Consider the following 16,804-nt stretch of genomic DNA (forward strand, 5'->3'; position numbering starts at 1 on the left):
TTTCAATAGAATAAATTATTGTTAGAATATTTGTTATAAAAGATGATTATAAAAATATGACCACAACATAGAAAAGAGATGAACAAATGTCAAATCTAGCACGAAAAAAATTAAGTGATTTAGCCTATTCTGTATTGGACTTAGTTCCCGTATTAAAAGGCGGTTCTGCAGGCGATTCAATAAAAAACACAGTTGATCTGGCCAGACATGCAGAAAAATGGGGATATAAACGCTACTGGATGGCGGAACATCATAATAATCCTGGAATTGCCAGCTCCGCTACTCCTGTATTAATCGGACATGTTGCTGCCCATACTTCTTCCATTCGTGTGGGATCAGGCGGTGTTATGCTTCCAAACCACTCTTCACTCGTCGTTGCTGAGCAGTTTGGAACACTCGAGTCCATGTTTCCAGATCGAATTGATCTCGGTTTAGGACGTGCACCAGGCACGGATCAGTTGACTGCCCAGGCCTTAAGACGTGACTATCGAAGCGATGGTCAAGATTTTCCTGAGCAATTGGCAGAATTACGGGCCTATTTTCAGCCAGATACACATGCGAAGGATACGAGAGTCAGAGCCTTCCCCGGACAAGGATTACAAATACCGATCTGGCTGTTAGGCTCAAGCGGCTTTAGTGCCCAACTGGCAGGTTTACTAGGACTTCCGTTTTCATTCGCAAGCCATTTCTCACCTGAGAACACACTGCCGGCCCTCGCGTTGTATCGAAATAGCTTTAAGCCTTCAGATGTTATTGACAAACCTTATTCAATGGTGAGTGTAAATGTCATTGCAGCTGATAGTGATGAGGAAGCGCAAAGGCTTGCAACCACTTTACAGCAGTATCACTTAAATATCATTCGGAATACTCGCGGTCCACTGGAGCCGCCTGTTGACAATATTGAAAGCATTTGTAACGCTTATGAAAAAGCCTACCTAGATCAAAAGCTTGCCAAGTCCATTATTGGAAGTCCTGTAACGGTAAAAGCAGAGTTAGAAAGATTCTTGGAAGAAACACAGGCTGAGGAAATCATGATTAACAGCCAAATCTATGAACATCAAGCTCGATTACATTCATTTAAAATTGTTGCTGACATCTTAAATAGTGAGGCTTAATATATAGTCAGTGTCCTTAAACAACCGGTAAAAGTACATTCACCGGTTGTTTTTTTTACAAGTTTATCCTTTCTTCTTTGACGATAGCTATAGATTAGTTCCTTTGAATTCATGTGTATTAATTGATAGAATGTTTGTATAGTTCGAGATTAATTAATAGAAAGTAGATGAAATTATGACGAACCCAGCTTTCAGCGTTCCATACTCTGTACTTGATTTGTCGCCAATTATACAAGGCGGCACGGCAGCAGATTCTTTTCAACATACGGTTGATTTAGCGAAGCATGCTGAGAAATTAGGATATAAACGTTACTGGCTGGCAGAACATCATAATATTCCCGGCATCGGCAGCTCAGCTACAACCATTTTAATTGGACATGTTGCCGCTCACACTTCAACAATCCGTGTGGGATCTGGAGGAATTATGCTCCCAAATCATGCTCCGCTCATTATTGCAGAGCAATTTGGTACACTAGAGTCTTTATTTCCAGGAAGAATCGATTTAGGTCTTGGACGGGCCCCTGGTACAGATCAATTGACAGCCTATGCCCTGCGACGCGATCGCAGAAACGATGGTCAGGATTTCCCTGAACAATTGGCTGAACTGGAGGGATATTTCCGAACAGAAACAACTCCAACAAAACCGAGAGTCAGGGCAATTCCTGGTCAAGGCTTACAGATTCCTATCTGGCTGTTAGGTTCAAGTGGTTTTAGTGCTCAACTGGCGGGTCACCTTGGGCTTCCGTTTGCCTTTGCCAGCCACTTTGCACCAGAAAATACATTCCCTGCCCTCCATTTATACCGAAATAGCTTTCGCCCTTCCAACGTATTGAATAAGCCGTATACGATGGTCGCAGTCAACATCATAGCTGCTGACACTGATAAAGAAGCCATAAGATTATCAACGTCGCTTCAACAGCAGCATCTGCATCTCCTTCGAAACAATCCGATACTTTTACAGCCTCCGGTTGATGATATGGATGAGCTTTGCAGCGAATTTGAAAAAGCGATTCTACAACAGAAGCTAAGTCACTCCATAATCGGTGGTCCATTAACGATTAAAGAAAAACTAACCAAATTCTTGCTTGAAACGAAAGCGGATGAAATCATGATTAACGGACAAATTTATGACCATCAAGCTCGTTTACATTCCTATAATATTATAGGAAACATCATGAATGGTTCAATATAAAAACCATAAAGGAGCCTATTTCTAATAAGGCTCCTTTCATCTAGTTATTTTCTATTGGTATCCATAACTTATTGAAGAATGGATTGTTCTCTGCTTCGAAGTGATTCCGGGATATAAATGCAGAATGGTTCGCTTTCTAAATAATCACCTGTTATCGCATAGCTTCTTGACCTGGAACCCCCGCAAATATTCCTGTATTCACACACCCCACATTTCCCTTTGTAGTATTCTGGCTGTCTTAACTCTTTAAATACTTTTGCTTCCCGATAAATAGCTGCCAATGGGGTTTCCCTCACATTGCCTGCTTTAATAGGAAGCAAGCCGCTTGGAAATACATCACCAATATGAGAAACAAATGCAAAACCATTCCCGTCATTTACCCCTTTTGGTGCCCGTTTTAAGCCGTCATTTCTTGAAGCCATATCTGTCGTAATGCTATCCTCATAGTGAATGATGCCTTTTTCGATTTTTTTCTCCCACATTTTTTGTTGTAATACAACACGACGATAAGCTTGAGCCGCAGTTGTTTTAATATCAAAAGGGGCCGTTTTACTTAATTCATACAGCCAAAGAAATACCTTTTCATGCTCAACAGGACTTATGCAGTCATACAGTTGTCCCCTTCCGGTTGGAACCAAGAGGAAAATATACCACATAACCGCTTTTAATTCGGCTACTAATTTTGCCATTTCTTCTAAATGTTCATAATTATAGCGTGAAATCACTGTATTAACTTGGACCGGCATCTTCAATTCATTTAAATATTTTATTTTTTCGATGGTTAGATCAAACGACCCTGGCGTACCGCGAAATTGATCATGAATTTCAGATGTTGGTGCATCAAGACTAAAGCCCCACCGTGCCAAACCTACCTCTTTTGCTTGCTCCATTTTCTCTTTTGTCACATTTTCAGTTGCACTTGGCGTCATCGAAACCCGCATACCTTTATTAACGGCATATTGGGCCAGCTCAAATAGATCCTCTCTTAACATACAATCCCCACCCGTAAAAACAAGCATCGGATTGTTCATTTCATAAATCTCATCAATTAGTTTAAGGCCTTCCTCATGTGTTAATTCCCGCGCGTCTGGAGTTAACTGTGCATTAGCTCGACAGTGGACACATTTCAATTGACACGCCCGGGTTACCTCCCATATGACAATAAAGGGATTTTCGTTATAATCAACTTTGATTCCATGCGGATGTGGATACGGCTGTTTTCCCTGTTTCATTACAATCACCAGTCTTTTAATATTTTCACTACACTATTCCCTTATTTTAAGATAAGAATCAGCTTCTTTAAGCAACTTTTATCACACTTGATCTTTAGAGATAATGTAAACTTTCATATAATGAAAAGAATAATCTTTACAGTTATTTAACAGGAGTTTAAGAAAATAATTGATTTCTCCCAATATAATAAATTGAAAACATTTAATTTATTGAGGGGGATTACATGAGAATTACCATTGCAGGCATTGGTTATGTCGGTTTAGTGACTGGTGTTTGTTTAGCAGAATTAGGGCATGAAATCACCTGTGTCGATCTACAAGAAAGTAAAATCGCCATGCTTAATGCCGGCCGTTCCCCTATTTTCGAACCAGGTTTAGAATCCCTTCTAGCAAAAAATATGTCGTGCGGCCGCCTGCAATTTACAACAAATCCAGAAATGGCTTATAAACAAGCAGAGATCATATTTATTACCGTAGGTACACCCGCTAGCGACGACGGTACGGCAGATTTACGCCACGTTACAGCTGTTGCCGATACCATTGCCATGTACATTAAAAATGATGTAATCATTTGTATAAAAAGTACGGTTCCCGTCGGTACAAATGAAAAAGTAAAACAAACCATCGATCGACAAAAAAACGCTGATAGCAATACAACTGTGATTTCTAATCCCGAATTCCTTCGCGAGGGTTCTGCTATTTTCGATTTCTTTCATGGAGACCGAATCGTCATAGGTTCAGATAACCCAGAAGCCGCAGCAGTGATCGAGAATCTATATGCACCCTTACATATCCCTGTCATTAAGACAAATATTAGAAGTGCTGAAATGATTAAATATGCTTCCAATGCTTTTTTAGCAACTAAAATCAGCTTTATTAATGAAATTGCTGTGATTTGTGAAAAGCTGAATGCCAATATTGATGAAGTGGTTATGGGTATCGGCAGTGATAAAAGGATTGGTGATCAATTTCTGAGAGCAGGAATCGGATACGGTGGGTCTTGTTTTCCGAAGGATACGAATGCTCTCGCACAGCTTGCCGGGAATATGCAGCATCCCTTTGAATTACTAGAAGCAGTCATCAAAGTGAACAATCGTCAACAGTCTTTACCCATTAAAAAGGCTAAAGAAGTTATCACCTCATTAGCAGGAAAAAAAGTATCTGTACTTGGTCTTGCTTTTAAGCCTGGCACTGACGATATACGTGAATCCGCTTCATTGAAAATAATGAAAGAATTACAGCAAGAAAAAGCAATTGTCACGGCCTATGACCCAGTAGCTGTTCCTAATATGAAAAAAGAATTAGGAAATGATTTCTCTTATACAGATGATATCCGCGAAGCGCTTTGGAACAGTGAATTAGCGATCATTGCAACAGAATGGGAACAAATAAAACAGTTCCCGATATCTTTGTATGCTGAATATATGAAGGAACCTATCATTATTGATGGACGGAACTGTTATTCAATTGATGAAGTCAAAAAGCATTCCATCCATTATGTATCAATTGGCAGACCGTCCCATTCTCCTAAAACTCAAAAAGAAAATCTCTAGTCACATTTATATAAAATTAACATTCCTTTATCATTCGCTAAACAACCATTCTGTACCATATAACTATAATTCACACCATGATGGTAAAGGAGTGCAGACCATGCCAAGACTACTATTATCTTTTTATCAATTTGAATGTCTAGTATTTCAAAAGGTAAACTCCCATTTTGATAAAAAAACACTCAATATCTTCTTTAGTACCATTACACATGCTGGAGGAGCTGTATTTATAATTGGTTCTACGATCCTATTAATTTTATTAACATCCAATCAGATAAAAATAACAGCTATTTCAAGTGCTACTGCCTTAGCTGTCAGTCATCTGCCTGTTCAATTGATTAAAAAGCTCTTTCCACGGAAAAGACCTTATTTAACATTAGAAAAGACAAAAGTTCCACTGAATCCATTACAGGATCATTCATTTCCATCAGGGCACACAACAGCCATTTTTTCTGTTATTATTCCCTTTGTCCTGTTAAATCCATATCTTGCGTTGATTCTCATCCCACTAGGATTTTGTGTCGGTTTGTCGAGAATATATTTAGGCCTTCATTATCCGTCGGATGTCATAGCTGGAATACTGCTGGGAACTAGTGTGGGAACCCTTTCTTTTTTGCTATTTTTTTAGCTTAAAGCTTTAAAATCATCTTAAGGGGGTAGTAGGATGAAAGTGGCTATTTTCACAGATACGTTTTACCCGGAAATAAACGGAGTTGCCCGGACGTTAAAGAAATTTACCGATCATTTATCTGAACAACATATTGACTTTAAAGTCTTTGCCCCCAAAACCTCCTCTAGTGAATATGTCACAGAAAATATTCACCGTTTTGGAAGTCTTTCTTTTTTCTTGTATCCCGAGTGCCGTATCGCACTTCCAAATGTGATGAAGATAAAAACGGAATTAGAATGCTTTTCTCCTGATATTATTCATGTTGCAACACCTTTCAACTTAGGACTTTGCGGGATTTATTTTGCAAAAAAATTCGATATTCCGCTTGTCGGTTCCTATCATACTGACTTTGATCAATATTTAGCCTATTATGAGCTCCATTTATTATCCAAATGGGTTTGGAGTTATATGGCTTGGTTTCACAATCAGCTTGAAACCACTTTTGTCCCGTCAATTGAGACACGCCAGCAATTAAAAGAGCGGAATTTTAAGAATTTAAAAATATGGCCGCGTGGAGTAGATTGTCAGCTTTTTCACCCTTTTTACGATAAAAGTTCCGTTCGAAAGAAATACGGCCTTTCAAAAAAATATCTGCTTTCGTTTGTCTCAAGACTTGCACCTGAAAAGGATGTAAACACTCTCCTTCACATAGCAAAAACAATTCCACAAGAAATAAATAAGGATATTGAATGGTTATGGGTTGGAGATGGACCAATAAGGGAGGTTCTTGAAAAAGAAGCACCAGAAAATGTGACTTTTACTGGCTATTTAAAAGGAAAGGATCTGGCCGAAATATATAGTGCATCTGATTTATTTGTTTTTCCATCTCCGACAGAAACCTTCGGCAATGTTGTCCTCGAAGCACTCGCAAGCGGGACACCTGTTATTGGTGCGGATTCCGGCGGCGTGAAAAATGTGATTACTTCAGGAAAAACCGGTTTTTTGTGTGCGCCAGGTGAAGCGGATGAATATAATCAGGCAATCGTACATCTATTATCCCATGACAGCTTACGGTGGCAAATGGGGATGGAAGGGCGAAATTATGCCTTAACACAGCGCTGGGAAAACATTTTTAACCAGCTTCTCAGCGATTATCATCATGTAATAAGGAAAGTAAATCGTGAAATTTATGCCTAAAATAATAAAAAGGAACAGACTGGAGCTTTATCGAAACCAGCCTGTTCCTTTTTATTAGAAAGATGTGATCTCTCTACTATTACTTTATAATCTTACATAATTTTTCAACAGATGCAGTTAAACGATTATTTACTTCCTCTTCTAATGTTACTTTTCCATCTTCCGTCCAAAGGGCTTGCGAATCATGGATAAAGACTCCTGCTTCAATATGATTCGCACCTAAAACGGATAGGACAGGTTTAAGCGCATATTCCATCATAAGAAGATGCGCCTTTGTTCCTCCCATTATAATAGGAAGTAATACCTTATTTTCTAATCCTTTTTCAGGAATTAAATCTAAAAAGGCTTTTAGTATTCCTGTATAGGAGGCTTTATAGATTGGTGTAGCGATAATGACAGCATCAGCATCGGCTATTTGTTGATTGGCTGCTTTAATAACTGCGCTATTCCAATTAGCATGAAGTAAATCCTCTGCAGGTAAATCAACAACATCAATATGATCCACTTGACATCCTTGCTGATTAATTTGTTCTGCTACATAGTCAACGACACCGTGTAGACGTGATGGTTTCGTTGGTGTCCCTGTAATAATAACAATATTCTTCAATAAAATCTCTCCTTATTATTACAATATCAAACAAGATCACAAACTTAGTTACTCATGAATCCTTCTTAAGAATGATCCTACATGGTAGATTACGCTTTAGAAATGATTTTGCTTAACCGGGTTCTCTGGTCTGCTTACTTTTTTTAGTTCATGACGCAGCCATGCCACTACATCAATCATATTATTTCTGGTCACTTTATGCTCTGTAGGATAAATCGTAAATTTTACTGATCCTGCCTTGTCCCGGAAGTAATCATAGTTAGCCTGCCCTACAGGTAACGGGAAAATGGGGTCATTTTCACCCTGACAAAGGAAGACGGACAAATGTTCCAGTGGTTTTAATGAGGATGCTGTTTTAATAAACTCTGGAATATACCCATTCATTGGTACAATCCCATTAATCTTTTCTCCTAACAAAAGCGCTAAACTCATACTAAGAATTGCACCTTGACTAAATCCTATTAAATAAACACGATTCTGATCGATAGGATAGGTTTCAAAAGCATATTCAAGATAACTTTTCAATTTCTCAACTGCGCTGTCAAACTGATCGCGTTCTGGATTTCCATATCCCTTAAGATAGTAATAGGCATAACCTTTTTCATAAGGTAAATCACCACGAACACCAATGATAATATAATCTTCCTGCAGCTCTCCGACAGCATCCATTAAAAACTGCACATCATAGCCAATTCCATGTAGGGCAAAAATAACTGGGTATTCTCTACCGTTTTCGATGTTTTTCGGTAATGTAATGCTATATTCATAGGGACTATTCATCACGATTTCCTCCTATATAGTAAAATAGCCTAAATAATGACTGGTTCCTCGTCTTTAAAGACCCAATACGTCAATAATTCCATAATTTTTTGAAAAAACCCTCTTTTATTTATCCATTTTATCAGAGGCCTGTTTTGAAAAATCCTGCTTAAGTATGGAATACAACATGACATCAATAAAACCATCCTTTGTCTTTTCAGATTGTCGAAGTAGACCTTCGTAAGAAAATCCCAGCCTTTCTAATAGCTTTATTGACCGCTCGTTTTTTGGCGCAACTTTCGCCTCGATTCGATTCAAGTGTAACTCTTGAAAACCATATCTCAACAATGTCATTACGACTTCAGATGCAAATCCCCTGCCCCAATACTCTTTCCCTAAATCATAGCCCACTTCTGCTTTCGCATTATCATAATCAAAATAATTGAAACCACAGCTGCCAATGATTTCATCATTTTTCATTGTGATAATCGTATAGCGGTTTGCCTGTTTCTTTGCCGCAAATTTATTTAACAGATCAATCATTGTAATCGCTTCTTCTACAGTCGTAAACGTTTCAATATTCATATAGCGGGTCACCATTGGATCTGACCAAAATTTGAACAATGCAGGTGCATGTTCTCGTTCTGACTGGACCAGCTTTATTCTTTCTAATTGTAATTGTGATTTCACATATGATCCTCCATTCATGGTGACACAAGGATTTTACATAGTTAAACAGGTAAAAACTCCCTTTTTGATCACTACAATAATTTTACTAAATTTTTCCTAATAATAAAATCAGATCAATGTTAATTTATTAATTATTTGTTAAGGGAACGCAAACTACAGTTTAAAGATTATTAATTATCTGAAAATAACCTTTTTTTTGCCTCTTTAGCCTGTATACTAAAAATGCAATAAATCTTGCAACATTCAAGGAGGTAAACAATGATGAAAAACTTCAAACAGTGGCTTTTAGTTTTATTAGCAACCTTTATGTTTGTAGGTGTTGCTGCCGGATGTACGAACGAGGAACCAACAGAAGGAACAGAAACAGAAGAAAATCAAATTGATGAAGGTACTGAAACAGAGGATGGTACTGAGGATGGTACTGAAGAAGGTACTGAAGAAGGTACTAAAGATAATACTGAAGAAAAAGCTGAATAATTGGAATCAGAGAGCTGAACTCAAAGGAGTTCAGCTCTCGTTCTTTATCGGCAAAATAATTATATGAAAAAGGCATTGCCATAATGAAACTTTTCCTTTAGATTTACGTACTAGTTAGTATTCTATTTAAAGGGAGAACATGCAAGTGACTGAATCTAAAAAATGGTTAACAGAAGAATTAACAAAAGTGGAGTCTTGGGAAAAGGATCAAGGTGATTTATGGTTCTGGGAAAAACTTGGACGGCTTCCGTTTAAAATCATCGATAAATGGACACCTGATTTTATTCAGAAAAAAATTGGTGTCATCATCGATGAATTGGGACAATATGTGCAAACCGGCGGGAGCTACTTAAGCTCTGTCTCTTCCCTCTCCTCCTACTATCCTGATTTATCGGTACATAGCTTAGAGGATGCAGCCAAACTGGACATTTCCACAATGGATCAAGCTGTTGAAAAATTATCAGGCACAAGAAAAAAGCTTGCGACCATACAAGGGGCCAGTACTGGAATTGGAGGGATTTTCACGTTAACGATTGATATTCCCCTCCTCCTCGGTCTGCAATTAAAAACATTACAGGATATTGCTATTTGCTATGGCTACGATCCGAATGATAAAAAAGAACGTTTATTTATTGTAAAATGTCTTCAGTTTGTTTCTGCAGATATTGTAGGTAAAAATGCCATCCTTTCACAATTATCAACATTCGATCTTAAAGATGATACAGCAAAAAGAGAGGCATTATCAGAACTTCAAGGCTGGCGTGAAGTGGTATTCACTTATAGAGATCAAATGGGCTGGAAAAAGCTCTTTCAAATGATCCCTATTGCCGGACTCGTTTTTGGTGCATTTATCAATCGATCGGCAGTCAATGATGTCGCTGAAGCAGGAATGATGCTCTATCGTAAGAGAAGAATTATCGAAAGACTTTCCGCAGAACCTAAAACCGTTTTAGAAGAGTCTTGATTTCCCTCACCTGGAAATCAGGACTCTTTTTTGTCTTTTATGAAGCAAAAAAAGACTAGCTTCTAGGTTTATAACGTCCATTTTCACAAAAATTTAATCTCCATATTCCGTGCTGAGCAGTGATATTTGGCCCTGAGAGCCGATTATACTCATTTAGCATTACATCTCTTCACATATCCTCACTAATTGAATCGAATACTCATAACTTTCGTAAAATTCCTTGATTATGTTTTTTTTGATTGTTAGTATAAGAGCGTTGAAACAAAACAAGAACAAAATTACGAACACAACGGGAGAGGTTGCATGTTAAAAAAGAAAAGTATTGCCTTTATTGGTGCTGGATCGATGGCCGAAGCAATGATTTCAGGGATTGTAAAAGCCGAGAAAATACCGCCAAATCAAATCGTCATTTTAAATCGAAGCAATCAAGAACGTCTGAAGCAGCTCGAAACCGCATATGGAATTAAAGGTGCTGTAATTCACGAACTGGATTTCAGCAAGATTGATATAATAGTCCTCGCAATGAAACCAAAAGATGCACAAACAGCACTACACTCTATTCGTGACTACATTCAACCACATCACATCATTTTATCTGTTTTAGCTGGGATTACAACCTCATTTATTGAACATTTCTTCCCTTCCGGGCAACAGGTGATTCGCGTTATGCCGAATACCTCAAGTATGATTGGAGAATCTGCAACAGGCATTTCTTCCGGAAAGCACACTCTCCAAGACAATCTGTTCATTGCCAAAGAATTATTAGAATGCTTCGGTAAAGTATATGTCATTCCAGAAGACAAAATGGACCTATTTACAGGAATTGCCGGCAGCGGCCCTGCTTATTTTTACTACTTAATGGAGCATATGGAGAAGCAGGCAGTTGCCGGAGGTTTGTCAGAAGAAGCGGCCCGTCAAATCATTGCTCAAACCATATTTGGTGCGGCAAAAATGATTTTGGAACAGAACGAAACGCCGGCTGCCTTAAGACAAAAGGTCACATCACCAAATGGAACTACTGCCAAAGGATTACACGCACTCCACATCAACGGCGCTGGTACCGCAATTAAAATAGCCATTCAAGAAGCATCTGGCCGTTCTAGAGAAATAACTTCAAAGTTTAATAAATTTAATACAGGGGTGATTAGATGACCTCGAATGCAAAGCTGCAGAGAATTGTGATCAAAATTGGCAGCAGTTCTTTAACCAGTCGTCATGGAGAAATTAGTCATAAAAAACTTGAAAAATTAGCAGATGAAATTGTGCATCTTAAGGATCTCGGACATGAGGTTGTACTTGTTTCATCAGGTGCTATTGCAGCCGGCTATCGAAAACTAGGCTGTCTGAAACGGCCCAGTTCATTGCCGGAAAAACAAGCAGCTGCCTCTATCGGCCAAGGTCTCTTAATGGAATCCTATTCGAAGCTATTTCTATCAAACGGCTACGTTGCATCGCAAATATTAATCACAAGAAGCGATTTTCTAGATGAAGACCGTTATAAAAATATGCGAAATACATTAAATGTTTTATTAGAAAGAGGCATTATCCCGATTGTTAATGAAAATGACACCGTAACAATTGACCGCTTAAAATTTGGCGACAATGATACGCTATCGGCAAAAGTTGCAGGAATAATCGATGCAGACCAGTTAGTTATTTTATCAGATATCGATGGGCTGTATGATGCTGATCCAAGTAAACATCTTCATGCATCATTAGTGGAACATGTCAATGAAATTACCGCTGAAATTGAAGCTTCTGCCGGTGGTTCCGGGAGTTCTGTTGGCACAGGCGGGATGAAATCAAAAATTGAGGCTGTCAAAATTGCCATGGCTTCAGGAATCACAACTTTTTTAGGCAACGCAAGCAAGAAAAATATTGTGAAGGATGCTGTTATAGGTAAGGCAAGAGGAACTTACTTTAAAGCAGATACACCTGCCCTTCATTTAAATCAACGAAAAAAATGGATTGCCTTCCATTCACATCCTGAAGGTGAAATCATTATTACCAAAGAGGCAAAAATACGTATGGTGGAAGAACATAAAAGTTTACTGGCATCAGGAATACAAGATTTGAATGGTCAATTTGAAAAAGGTGCAGTTATTCGAATAATTGACACATCTGGTCATGAAGTTGGTTGCGGCGTTGTCAATTACTCAAATGAAGATTTACTTTACTTATCCAAACATAGTTCAGATACAAGAATTAGCCAGCCATATGTAATCGATATTAATCATTTTGTCTGTCATTTAGATGTACCAATTACGGTTTAAAGGCTTCTTCTGACCTCATTACGTCGATATCTTTTAAGGAGGTGATATGAATGGAAGAATTCGCATTGACGGCTGCAACCTGGGCATGGCTACTTATTCCCATGCCATTATTAATCATCCTTTGCATCATTACTTATTTTACTGAAAAAAACTCTTCAAACTATACATTAAAAAAGGAGAGGATGGAACAGAATGGATATTAATATCCCCACGTTAACATCTATTATTATTTATTTAGTCGGGATGATGATCATCGGTATTTATGCTACTATGAAAACAAAAGATTTGTCTGATTATGTGCTGGGCGGCAGACAGCTCGGCGGAGGTGTGGCTGCGCTTAGTGCAGGCGCCTCTGATATGAGCGGATGGCTGTTATTGGGACTGCCTGGAGCCATGTATGTAGGCGGTATGAGTGAAATATGGCTTCCAATCGGGCTCGCAGCCGGCGCTTATCTAAACTGGCAGTTTATTGCTAAACCATTACGTGTCTATACTGAAGTCGCAAATGATTCGATAACGGTACCTGATTATTTTGAAAATCGATTCCATGATCACTCCAAAATTCTCCGCATTGTTTCAGCCATTGTTATTCTTGTATTCTTTACATTCTATACCTCATCAAGCCTTGTCGGCGGAGCAATATTATTAGAGAATTCTTTTGGAATGGACTATAAGCTTGCCTTATGGGTTGGAGCAGCCGTTATCCTTTCGTATACGTTATTTGGAGGGTTCCTTGCAGCAAGCTGGACTGACTTTATTCAAGGAATCTTAATGTTTTTGGCATTACTCATTGTTCCTGCTGCAGCGATCTATGAGCTTGGCGGCTGGAACGAGACGGTCCAAATGATTGGCAGCATTGATACCTCCCATCTTAATGTTTATTCCGGTGCAACTGCTGTTGGTGTTATTTCCTTGTTGGCATGGGGATTAGGGTATTTTGGCCAGCCGCACATTATCGTTCGCTTTATGGGTGTTAAGTCTACGAAGGAAATTCCAAAGGCCCGTTTAATTGGGATGGTTTGGATGATTCTATCCCTTTTTGGCGCTATTTTTGTTGGGTTTGCCGGGATCTCCTACTTTGCAGATTCACCGTTAGAAAACTCTGAAACGGTTTTTATTATGTTTTCCCAAGTTTTATTTAACCCTTGGGTAGCAGGCTTTCTCCTTGCAGCCATTCTTTCAGCAATCATGAGTACAGTAGACTCACAATTACTTGTTTCTTCAAGTGCATTAGCAAATGACTTCTATAAAGCAATGTTTAAAAAAGACGCTTCCCAAAAGGAAGAAATGATTGTTGGAAGAATTGCTGTTTTCGGTATCGCAATTATTGCGATCCTATTGGGCTATGATCCTGATAGTAAAATTCTGGAGCTTGTCAGTTATGCGTGGGCCGGTTTTGGAGCAGCTTTTGGTCCTGTTATTATCCTCAGCTTATTCTGGAAACGTATGACTAGAAACGGAGCCCTTGCCGGTATTATAGTCGGCGCATTAACGGTAATCATCTGGGCCAAGTTGACAGGTGGACTATTCGATATTTATGAGCTAGCACCAGGCTTTTTATTTGGAACTTTAGCCATTGTCATTGTCAGCCTGATTGATAAAGCTCCATCTACCGCTGTGAAAGAAAATTTCGATATGTATAAAGCGATTGTAAAAGAAACCTAATCATATGATTAGGTTTCTTTATTCTTGTACCTACTCTTTTCTTTTTGATTATTCAGGTAATTGTTTATATGGGGGGATTTTTGGTGATGAAGACTTTCTATGAAGTATCAGCTCTGATTAGCAGTGGTTTTCACAAGTTCTTTTTCTTTTACTGGAAGCGGTCTGAAATAGAATAAACGATATACAGCTTTATCCATACAGAATGCACAATTAGTATTATTCTCTGGTGGTACTTTTTCGATATGCGGTGCAGAGATTTCTTTTAATCCATCTGTTACATGATTTCTACAAACTAATAACATTCCGATCCCCTCCAGGAATTTTTTGGACAAATGTCATTTTAATATAGCAAATGAGTTTTCCAATTTAATAGAATAAATATATTGTTTTACGAAGAAAGTATTAAACTAAACCATAAATATCGAGTGTTTATGGTTATATTCTATCAAAATCTCTTAATTATCGTCAAATAAATTTTCCAAATATTTAAAATAGTTAACAACATTTCCATAGTGTAAAGTATTTTAAAAAAATATCAAACAAAAAAGCCAAGGTAAAGTCCTTGACTTTTTTGTTTGATATTAATTTTAGTTATTTTTTTAAATGATATGGTACTGTTGTAATGACTACATTCTTCCGATAAAGCAAAATCGCCCGAATCAAAATACTTGACTGGTTATGAAGTATATTATGCCAGCCCTTCTTCAAAATAAATTGCGGAATGATGACAGTCACGCAGTAGTTGTTTTCTGCTGCTTTATGTTCAACTGTATCGATAAACTTTGTTAATGGTTGAATAATACTACGATAATGCGAGTGTAACGTTACTAACCTCACATCCGGCTGCCAGTTTTTCCACTTTTCCTCCAGTTTCTTTTCAGCATCTCTTTCAAAAGAAACATTAACGGCAATGATCTGATTGGGAGAAAGTGATTTTGCATAGTTTAAAGAGTTCTCCACAACCTTTGTTATACCAGCTACCGGTACAATGATCACATTTCCTTCAATTGGTGTTTTTTCCATACTTTGAGCAATCCTTAATTGTTCTCCAATCGATACATAGTGCCTATTAACTTGATGAAAGATAGCAATGATAATTGGTAAAAAAACTATAACTGGCCAAACCTGCGGAAACTTTGTCAAAAAGAACACAATGGTAACAACAAAGCTGATTAGAGCGCCAAGTGTATTGATGCAAAGCTTTGTTTGCCACCCGGCAGGTTTTTCACGAATCCATTTTACAACCATACCTGTTTGCGCCAAAGTAAATGGAATAAAAACGCCTACTGCATACAGAGGAATAAGATGTTCTGTTTGACCGCCGAATCCAATTATTAATATAATAGAAGAAAGTCCTAGGATGATAATGCCATTTGAATAGCCCAGGCGATCGCCTCTAATCGTAAACATTCTAGGGATAAACTTATCATTTGCCAGATTCACAGCAAGCAGCGGAAAAGCTGAATACCCTGTATTGGCAGCCAGTATTAGAATCAAGGCTGTTGTTCCTTGGATAAAGAAATACATGAAATGACGGCCAAAAATCTCTTCTGCAATTTGCGATACAACCGTTACCTCTTCCCTAGGCGAAATTCCGTAAAAATAAGCAAGGCAGACAATTCCCGAGAATAATGCTGCAAGTAATATACCCATTGCAATAAGTGTCTTTGCTGCATTGTTTGGTGCAGGCTCTTTAAAGTTTGGGATCGCATTTGAAATGGCCTCAACCCCTGTTAATGCAGAGCTTCCAGATGCGAAAGCTCTTAAAAGGATAAATAAGCTGATTCCTGCTACCGGAGTACCAATCGGAGCAGATAGCTCAGGAGACACTCCTCCAGTTATGATTTGATATAAACCAGAACCAATTAAAATAAGGAGTGCCAGCACGAATAAATACACAGGATAAGCCAAAACAGTTGCTGACTCCGTAACACCTCTCAAGTTTAAAATCGTTAAAATGAAAACAAAGAATATTGCAATTGGGACATTATATTCATGTAAAACAGGAAAAGCCGAGGTTATCGCATCCGTTCCGGCAGATACACTAACTGCCACAGTTAAAATGTAGTCTACCAATAATGAACCCCCAGCTATTAAACCAGGGTTTACACCGAGATTTTCTTTTGATACAACATAGGCTCCACCGCCGTAAGGATAAGCAAAGATGATTTGCCGGTAAGATAAAATGAGAGCGGCCAAAAGAATCAAGACGCCCATCGCAATCGGAATTGAATACCAGAACGCGGCTGCACCAATGGTTACTAAAACAATTAGTATTTGTTCAGGACCATAGGCAACCGATGATAAAGCATCTGAAGATAGTATGGCTAATGCTTTTGTTTTATTCAGCTTTTGTTCCCCTAATTCAGTTGATTTTAATGGACGTCCGATCAGTAATCTTTTAATAGAAGAAACCATTTTTATTTCACCATCCAAAAAGCGTAAAAATATACTAAACTTTAAAAATAAA

At 38.3% G+C, this 16,804-nt stretch carries 17 protein-coding genes; 11 read left to right on the top strand and 6 right to left on the bottom strand.

Features of this window, described 5'->3' with window-relative positions:
• Positions 1-86 precede the first annotated feature (86 nt).
• Positions 87-1,115 (top strand): LLM class flavin-dependent oxidoreductase, encoded by a 1,029-nt coding sequence (locus R4Z09_RS17200; protein ID WP_338447976.1) that lies wholly within the window; start codon positions 87-89, stop codon positions 1,113-1,115.
• A 175-nt stretch (positions 1,116-1,290) separates the two neighbouring features.
• The gene (locus tag R4Z09_RS17205) at positions 1,291-2,307 is read left to right on the top strand and encodes an LLM class flavin-dependent oxidoreductase (protein ID WP_338447977.1); all 1,017 of its coding nucleotides are present in this window, start codon (positions 1,291-1,293) and stop codon (positions 2,305-2,307) included.
• A 68-nt stretch (positions 2,308-2,375) separates the two neighbouring features.
• Here R4Z09_RS17205 and R4Z09_RS17210 read toward each other — a convergent pair whose 3' ends face one another.
• Complete coding sequence (locus R4Z09_RS17210; protein ID WP_338447978.1) at positions 2,376-3,539, bottom strand: TIGR04053 family radical SAM/SPASM domain-containing protein; 1,164 nt, start codon at positions 3,537-3,539, stop codon at positions 2,376-2,378.
• A gap of 224 nt (positions 3,540-3,763) precedes the next feature.
• Between R4Z09_RS17210 and R4Z09_RS17215 the strand changes: the two genes are divergently transcribed.
• From R4Z09_RS17215 to R4Z09_RS17225, 3 genes are all read left to right on the top strand, one after another.
• The gene (locus R4Z09_RS17215) at positions 3,764-5,092 is read left to right on the top strand and encodes a UDP-glucose/GDP-mannose dehydrogenase family protein (protein ID WP_338447979.1); all 1,329 of its coding nucleotides are present in this window, start codon (positions 3,764-3,766) and stop codon (positions 5,090-5,092) included.
• A 100-nt stretch (positions 5,093-5,192) separates the two neighbouring features.
• The gene (locus tag R4Z09_RS17220) at positions 5,193-5,720 is read left to right on the top strand and encodes a phosphatase PAP2 family protein (RefSeq protein ID WP_338447980.1); all 528 of its coding nucleotides are present in this window, start codon (positions 5,193-5,195) and stop codon (positions 5,718-5,720) included.
• 36 nt (positions 5,721-5,756) lie between these two features.
• Positions 5,757-6,899 carry a glycosyltransferase family 1 protein gene (locus tag R4Z09_RS17225; RefSeq protein WP_338447981.1) on the top strand — a complete coding sequence of 381 codons (1,143 nt, stop codon included), beginning with the start codon at positions 5,757-5,759 and terminating at the stop codon, positions 6,897-6,899.
• A 79-nt stretch (positions 6,900-6,978) separates the two neighbouring features.
• Here R4Z09_RS17225 and ssuE read toward each other — a convergent pair whose 3' ends face one another.
• The 3 genes from ssuE to R4Z09_RS17240 form a co-directional block, all read right to left on the bottom strand.
• Positions 6,979-7,506 (bottom strand): NADPH-dependent FMN reductase, encoded by a 528-nt coding sequence (ssuE, locus tag R4Z09_RS17230; RefSeq protein WP_338447982.1) that lies wholly within the window; start codon positions 7,504-7,506, stop codon positions 6,979-6,981.
• 96 nt (positions 7,507-7,602) lie between these two features.
• Entirely contained in the window at positions 7,603-8,286 is a 684-nt protein-coding gene (locus R4Z09_RS17235) for an alpha/beta hydrolase (RefSeq protein WP_338447983.1), read from the bottom strand.
• 105 nt (positions 8,287-8,391) lie between these two features.
• The gene (locus R4Z09_RS17240) at positions 8,392-8,955 is read right to left on the bottom strand and encodes a GNAT family protein (RefSeq protein ID WP_338447984.1); all 564 of its coding nucleotides are present in this window, start codon (positions 8,953-8,955) and stop codon (positions 8,392-8,394) included.
• A gap of 258 nt (positions 8,956-9,213) precedes the next feature.
• On the opposite strand from R4Z09_RS17240, the gene R4Z09_RS17245 reads away from it, so the two are divergent.
• From R4Z09_RS17245 to putP, 6 genes are all read left to right on the top strand, one after another.
• The gene (locus tag R4Z09_RS17245) at positions 9,214-9,432 is read left to right on the top strand and encodes a hypothetical protein (protein ID WP_338447985.1); all 219 of its coding nucleotides are present in this window, start codon (positions 9,214-9,216) and stop codon (positions 9,430-9,432) included.
• A gap of 139 nt (positions 9,433-9,571) precedes the next feature.
• Positions 9,572-10,396, top strand: a complete 825-nt coding sequence (locus tag R4Z09_RS17250) for an EcsC family protein (protein WP_338447986.1) — start codon at positions 9,572-9,574, stop codon at positions 10,394-10,396.
• Positions 10,397-10,699: 303 nt separating this feature from the next.
• Entirely contained in the window at positions 10,700-11,548 is an 849-nt protein-coding gene (gene proC, locus R4Z09_RS17255) for a pyrroline-5-carboxylate reductase (protein WP_338447987.1), read from the top strand.
• Positions 11,545-12,669 carry a glutamate 5-kinase gene (proB, locus tag R4Z09_RS17260; protein ID WP_338447988.1) on the top strand — a complete coding sequence of 375 codons (1,125 nt, stop codon included), beginning with the start codon at positions 11,545-11,547 and terminating at the stop codon, positions 12,667-12,669. The genes proC and proB overlap by 4 nt, the downstream gene beginning before the upstream one ends.
• A gap of 50 nt (positions 12,670-12,719) precedes the next feature.
• Positions 12,720-12,872: a hypothetical protein gene (locus R4Z09_RS17265; RefSeq protein ID WP_338447989.1), complete on the top strand. Its 153-nt coding sequence runs from the start codon at positions 12,720-12,722 to the stop codon at positions 12,870-12,872.
• Positions 12,862-14,334: a sodium/proline symporter PutP gene (gene putP, locus R4Z09_RS17270; protein WP_338447990.1), complete on the top strand. Its 1,473-nt coding sequence runs from the start codon at positions 12,862-12,864 to the stop codon at positions 14,332-14,334. The genes R4Z09_RS17265 and putP overlap by 11 nt, the downstream gene beginning before the upstream one ends.
• A 107-nt stretch (positions 14,335-14,441) precedes the next feature.
• Here putP and R4Z09_RS17275 read toward each other — a convergent pair whose 3' ends face one another.
• Together R4Z09_RS17275 and R4Z09_RS17280 are read right to left on the bottom strand one after the other, a co-directional pair.
• Positions 14,442-14,636 carry a hypothetical protein gene (locus R4Z09_RS17275; RefSeq protein WP_338447991.1) on the bottom strand — a complete coding sequence of 65 codons (195 nt, stop codon included), beginning with the start codon at positions 14,634-14,636 and terminating at the stop codon, positions 14,442-14,444.
• Between the two features lie 289 nt (positions 14,637-14,925).
• Entirely contained in the window at positions 14,926-16,752 is a 1,827-nt protein-coding gene (locus tag R4Z09_RS17280; RefSeq protein WP_338447992.1) for an APC family permease, read from the bottom strand.
• Positions 16,753-16,804 lie beyond the last annotated feature (52 nt).

This window comes from Niallia oryzisoli (assembly GCF_036670025.1).
Taxonomy (GTDB): domain Bacteria; phylum Bacillota; class Bacilli; order Bacillales; family Cytobacillaceae; genus Bacillus_BD; species Bacillus_BD oryzisoli.

Coding starts and splice junctions, on each gene's coding strand:
- R4Z09_RS17245 (WP_338447985.1), top strand. CDS start 9,214: ATGATGAAAAACTTCAAACAGTGGCTTTTAGTTTTATTAGCAACCTTT.
- R4Z09_RS17280 (WP_338447992.1), bottom strand. CDS start 16,752: ATGGTTTCTTCTATTAAAAGATTACTGATCGGACGTCCATTAAAATCA.
- R4Z09_RS17205 (WP_338447977.1), top strand. CDS start 1,291: ATGACGAACCCAGCTTTCAGCGTTCCATACTCTGTACTTGATTTGTCG.
- R4Z09_RS17225 (WP_338447981.1), top strand. CDS start 5,757: ATGAAAGTGGCTATTTTCACAGATACGTTTTACCCGGAAATAAACGGA.
- R4Z09_RS17265 (WP_338447989.1), top strand. CDS start 12,720: ATGGAAGAATTCGCATTGACGGCTGCAACCTGGGCATGGCTACTTATT.
- R4Z09_RS17220 (WP_338447980.1), top strand. CDS start 5,193: ATGCCAAGACTACTATTATCTTTTTATCAATTTGAATGTCTAGTATTT.
- R4Z09_RS17210 (WP_338447978.1), bottom strand. CDS start 3,539: ATGAAACAGGGAAAACAGCCGTATCCACATCCGCATGGAATCAAAGTT.
- R4Z09_RS17215 (WP_338447979.1), top strand. CDS start 3,764: ATGAGAATTACCATTGCAGGCATTGGTTATGTCGGTTTAGTGACTGGT.
- proB (WP_338447988.1), top strand. CDS start 11,545: ATGACCTCGAATGCAAAGCTGCAGAGAATTGTGATCAAAATTGGCAGC.
- R4Z09_RS17250 (WP_338447986.1), top strand. CDS start 9,572: ATGCAAGTGACTGAATCTAAAAAATGGTTAACAGAAGAATTAACAAAA.
- R4Z09_RS17200 (WP_338447976.1), top strand. CDS start 87: ATGTCAAATCTAGCACGAAAAAAATTAAGTGATTTAGCCTATTCTGTA.
- proC (WP_338447987.1), top strand. CDS start 10,700: ATGTTAAAAAAGAAAAGTATTGCCTTTATTGGTGCTGGATCGATGGCC.
- R4Z09_RS17275 (WP_338447991.1), bottom strand. CDS start 14,636: ATGTTATTAGTTTGTAGAAATCATGTAACAGATGGATTAAAAGAAATC.
- putP (WP_338447990.1), top strand. CDS start 12,862: ATGGATATTAATATCCCCACGTTAACATCTATTATTATTTATTTAGTC.
- R4Z09_RS17235 (WP_338447983.1), bottom strand. CDS start 8,286: ATGAATAGTCCCTATGAATATAGCATTACATTACCGAAAAACATCGAA.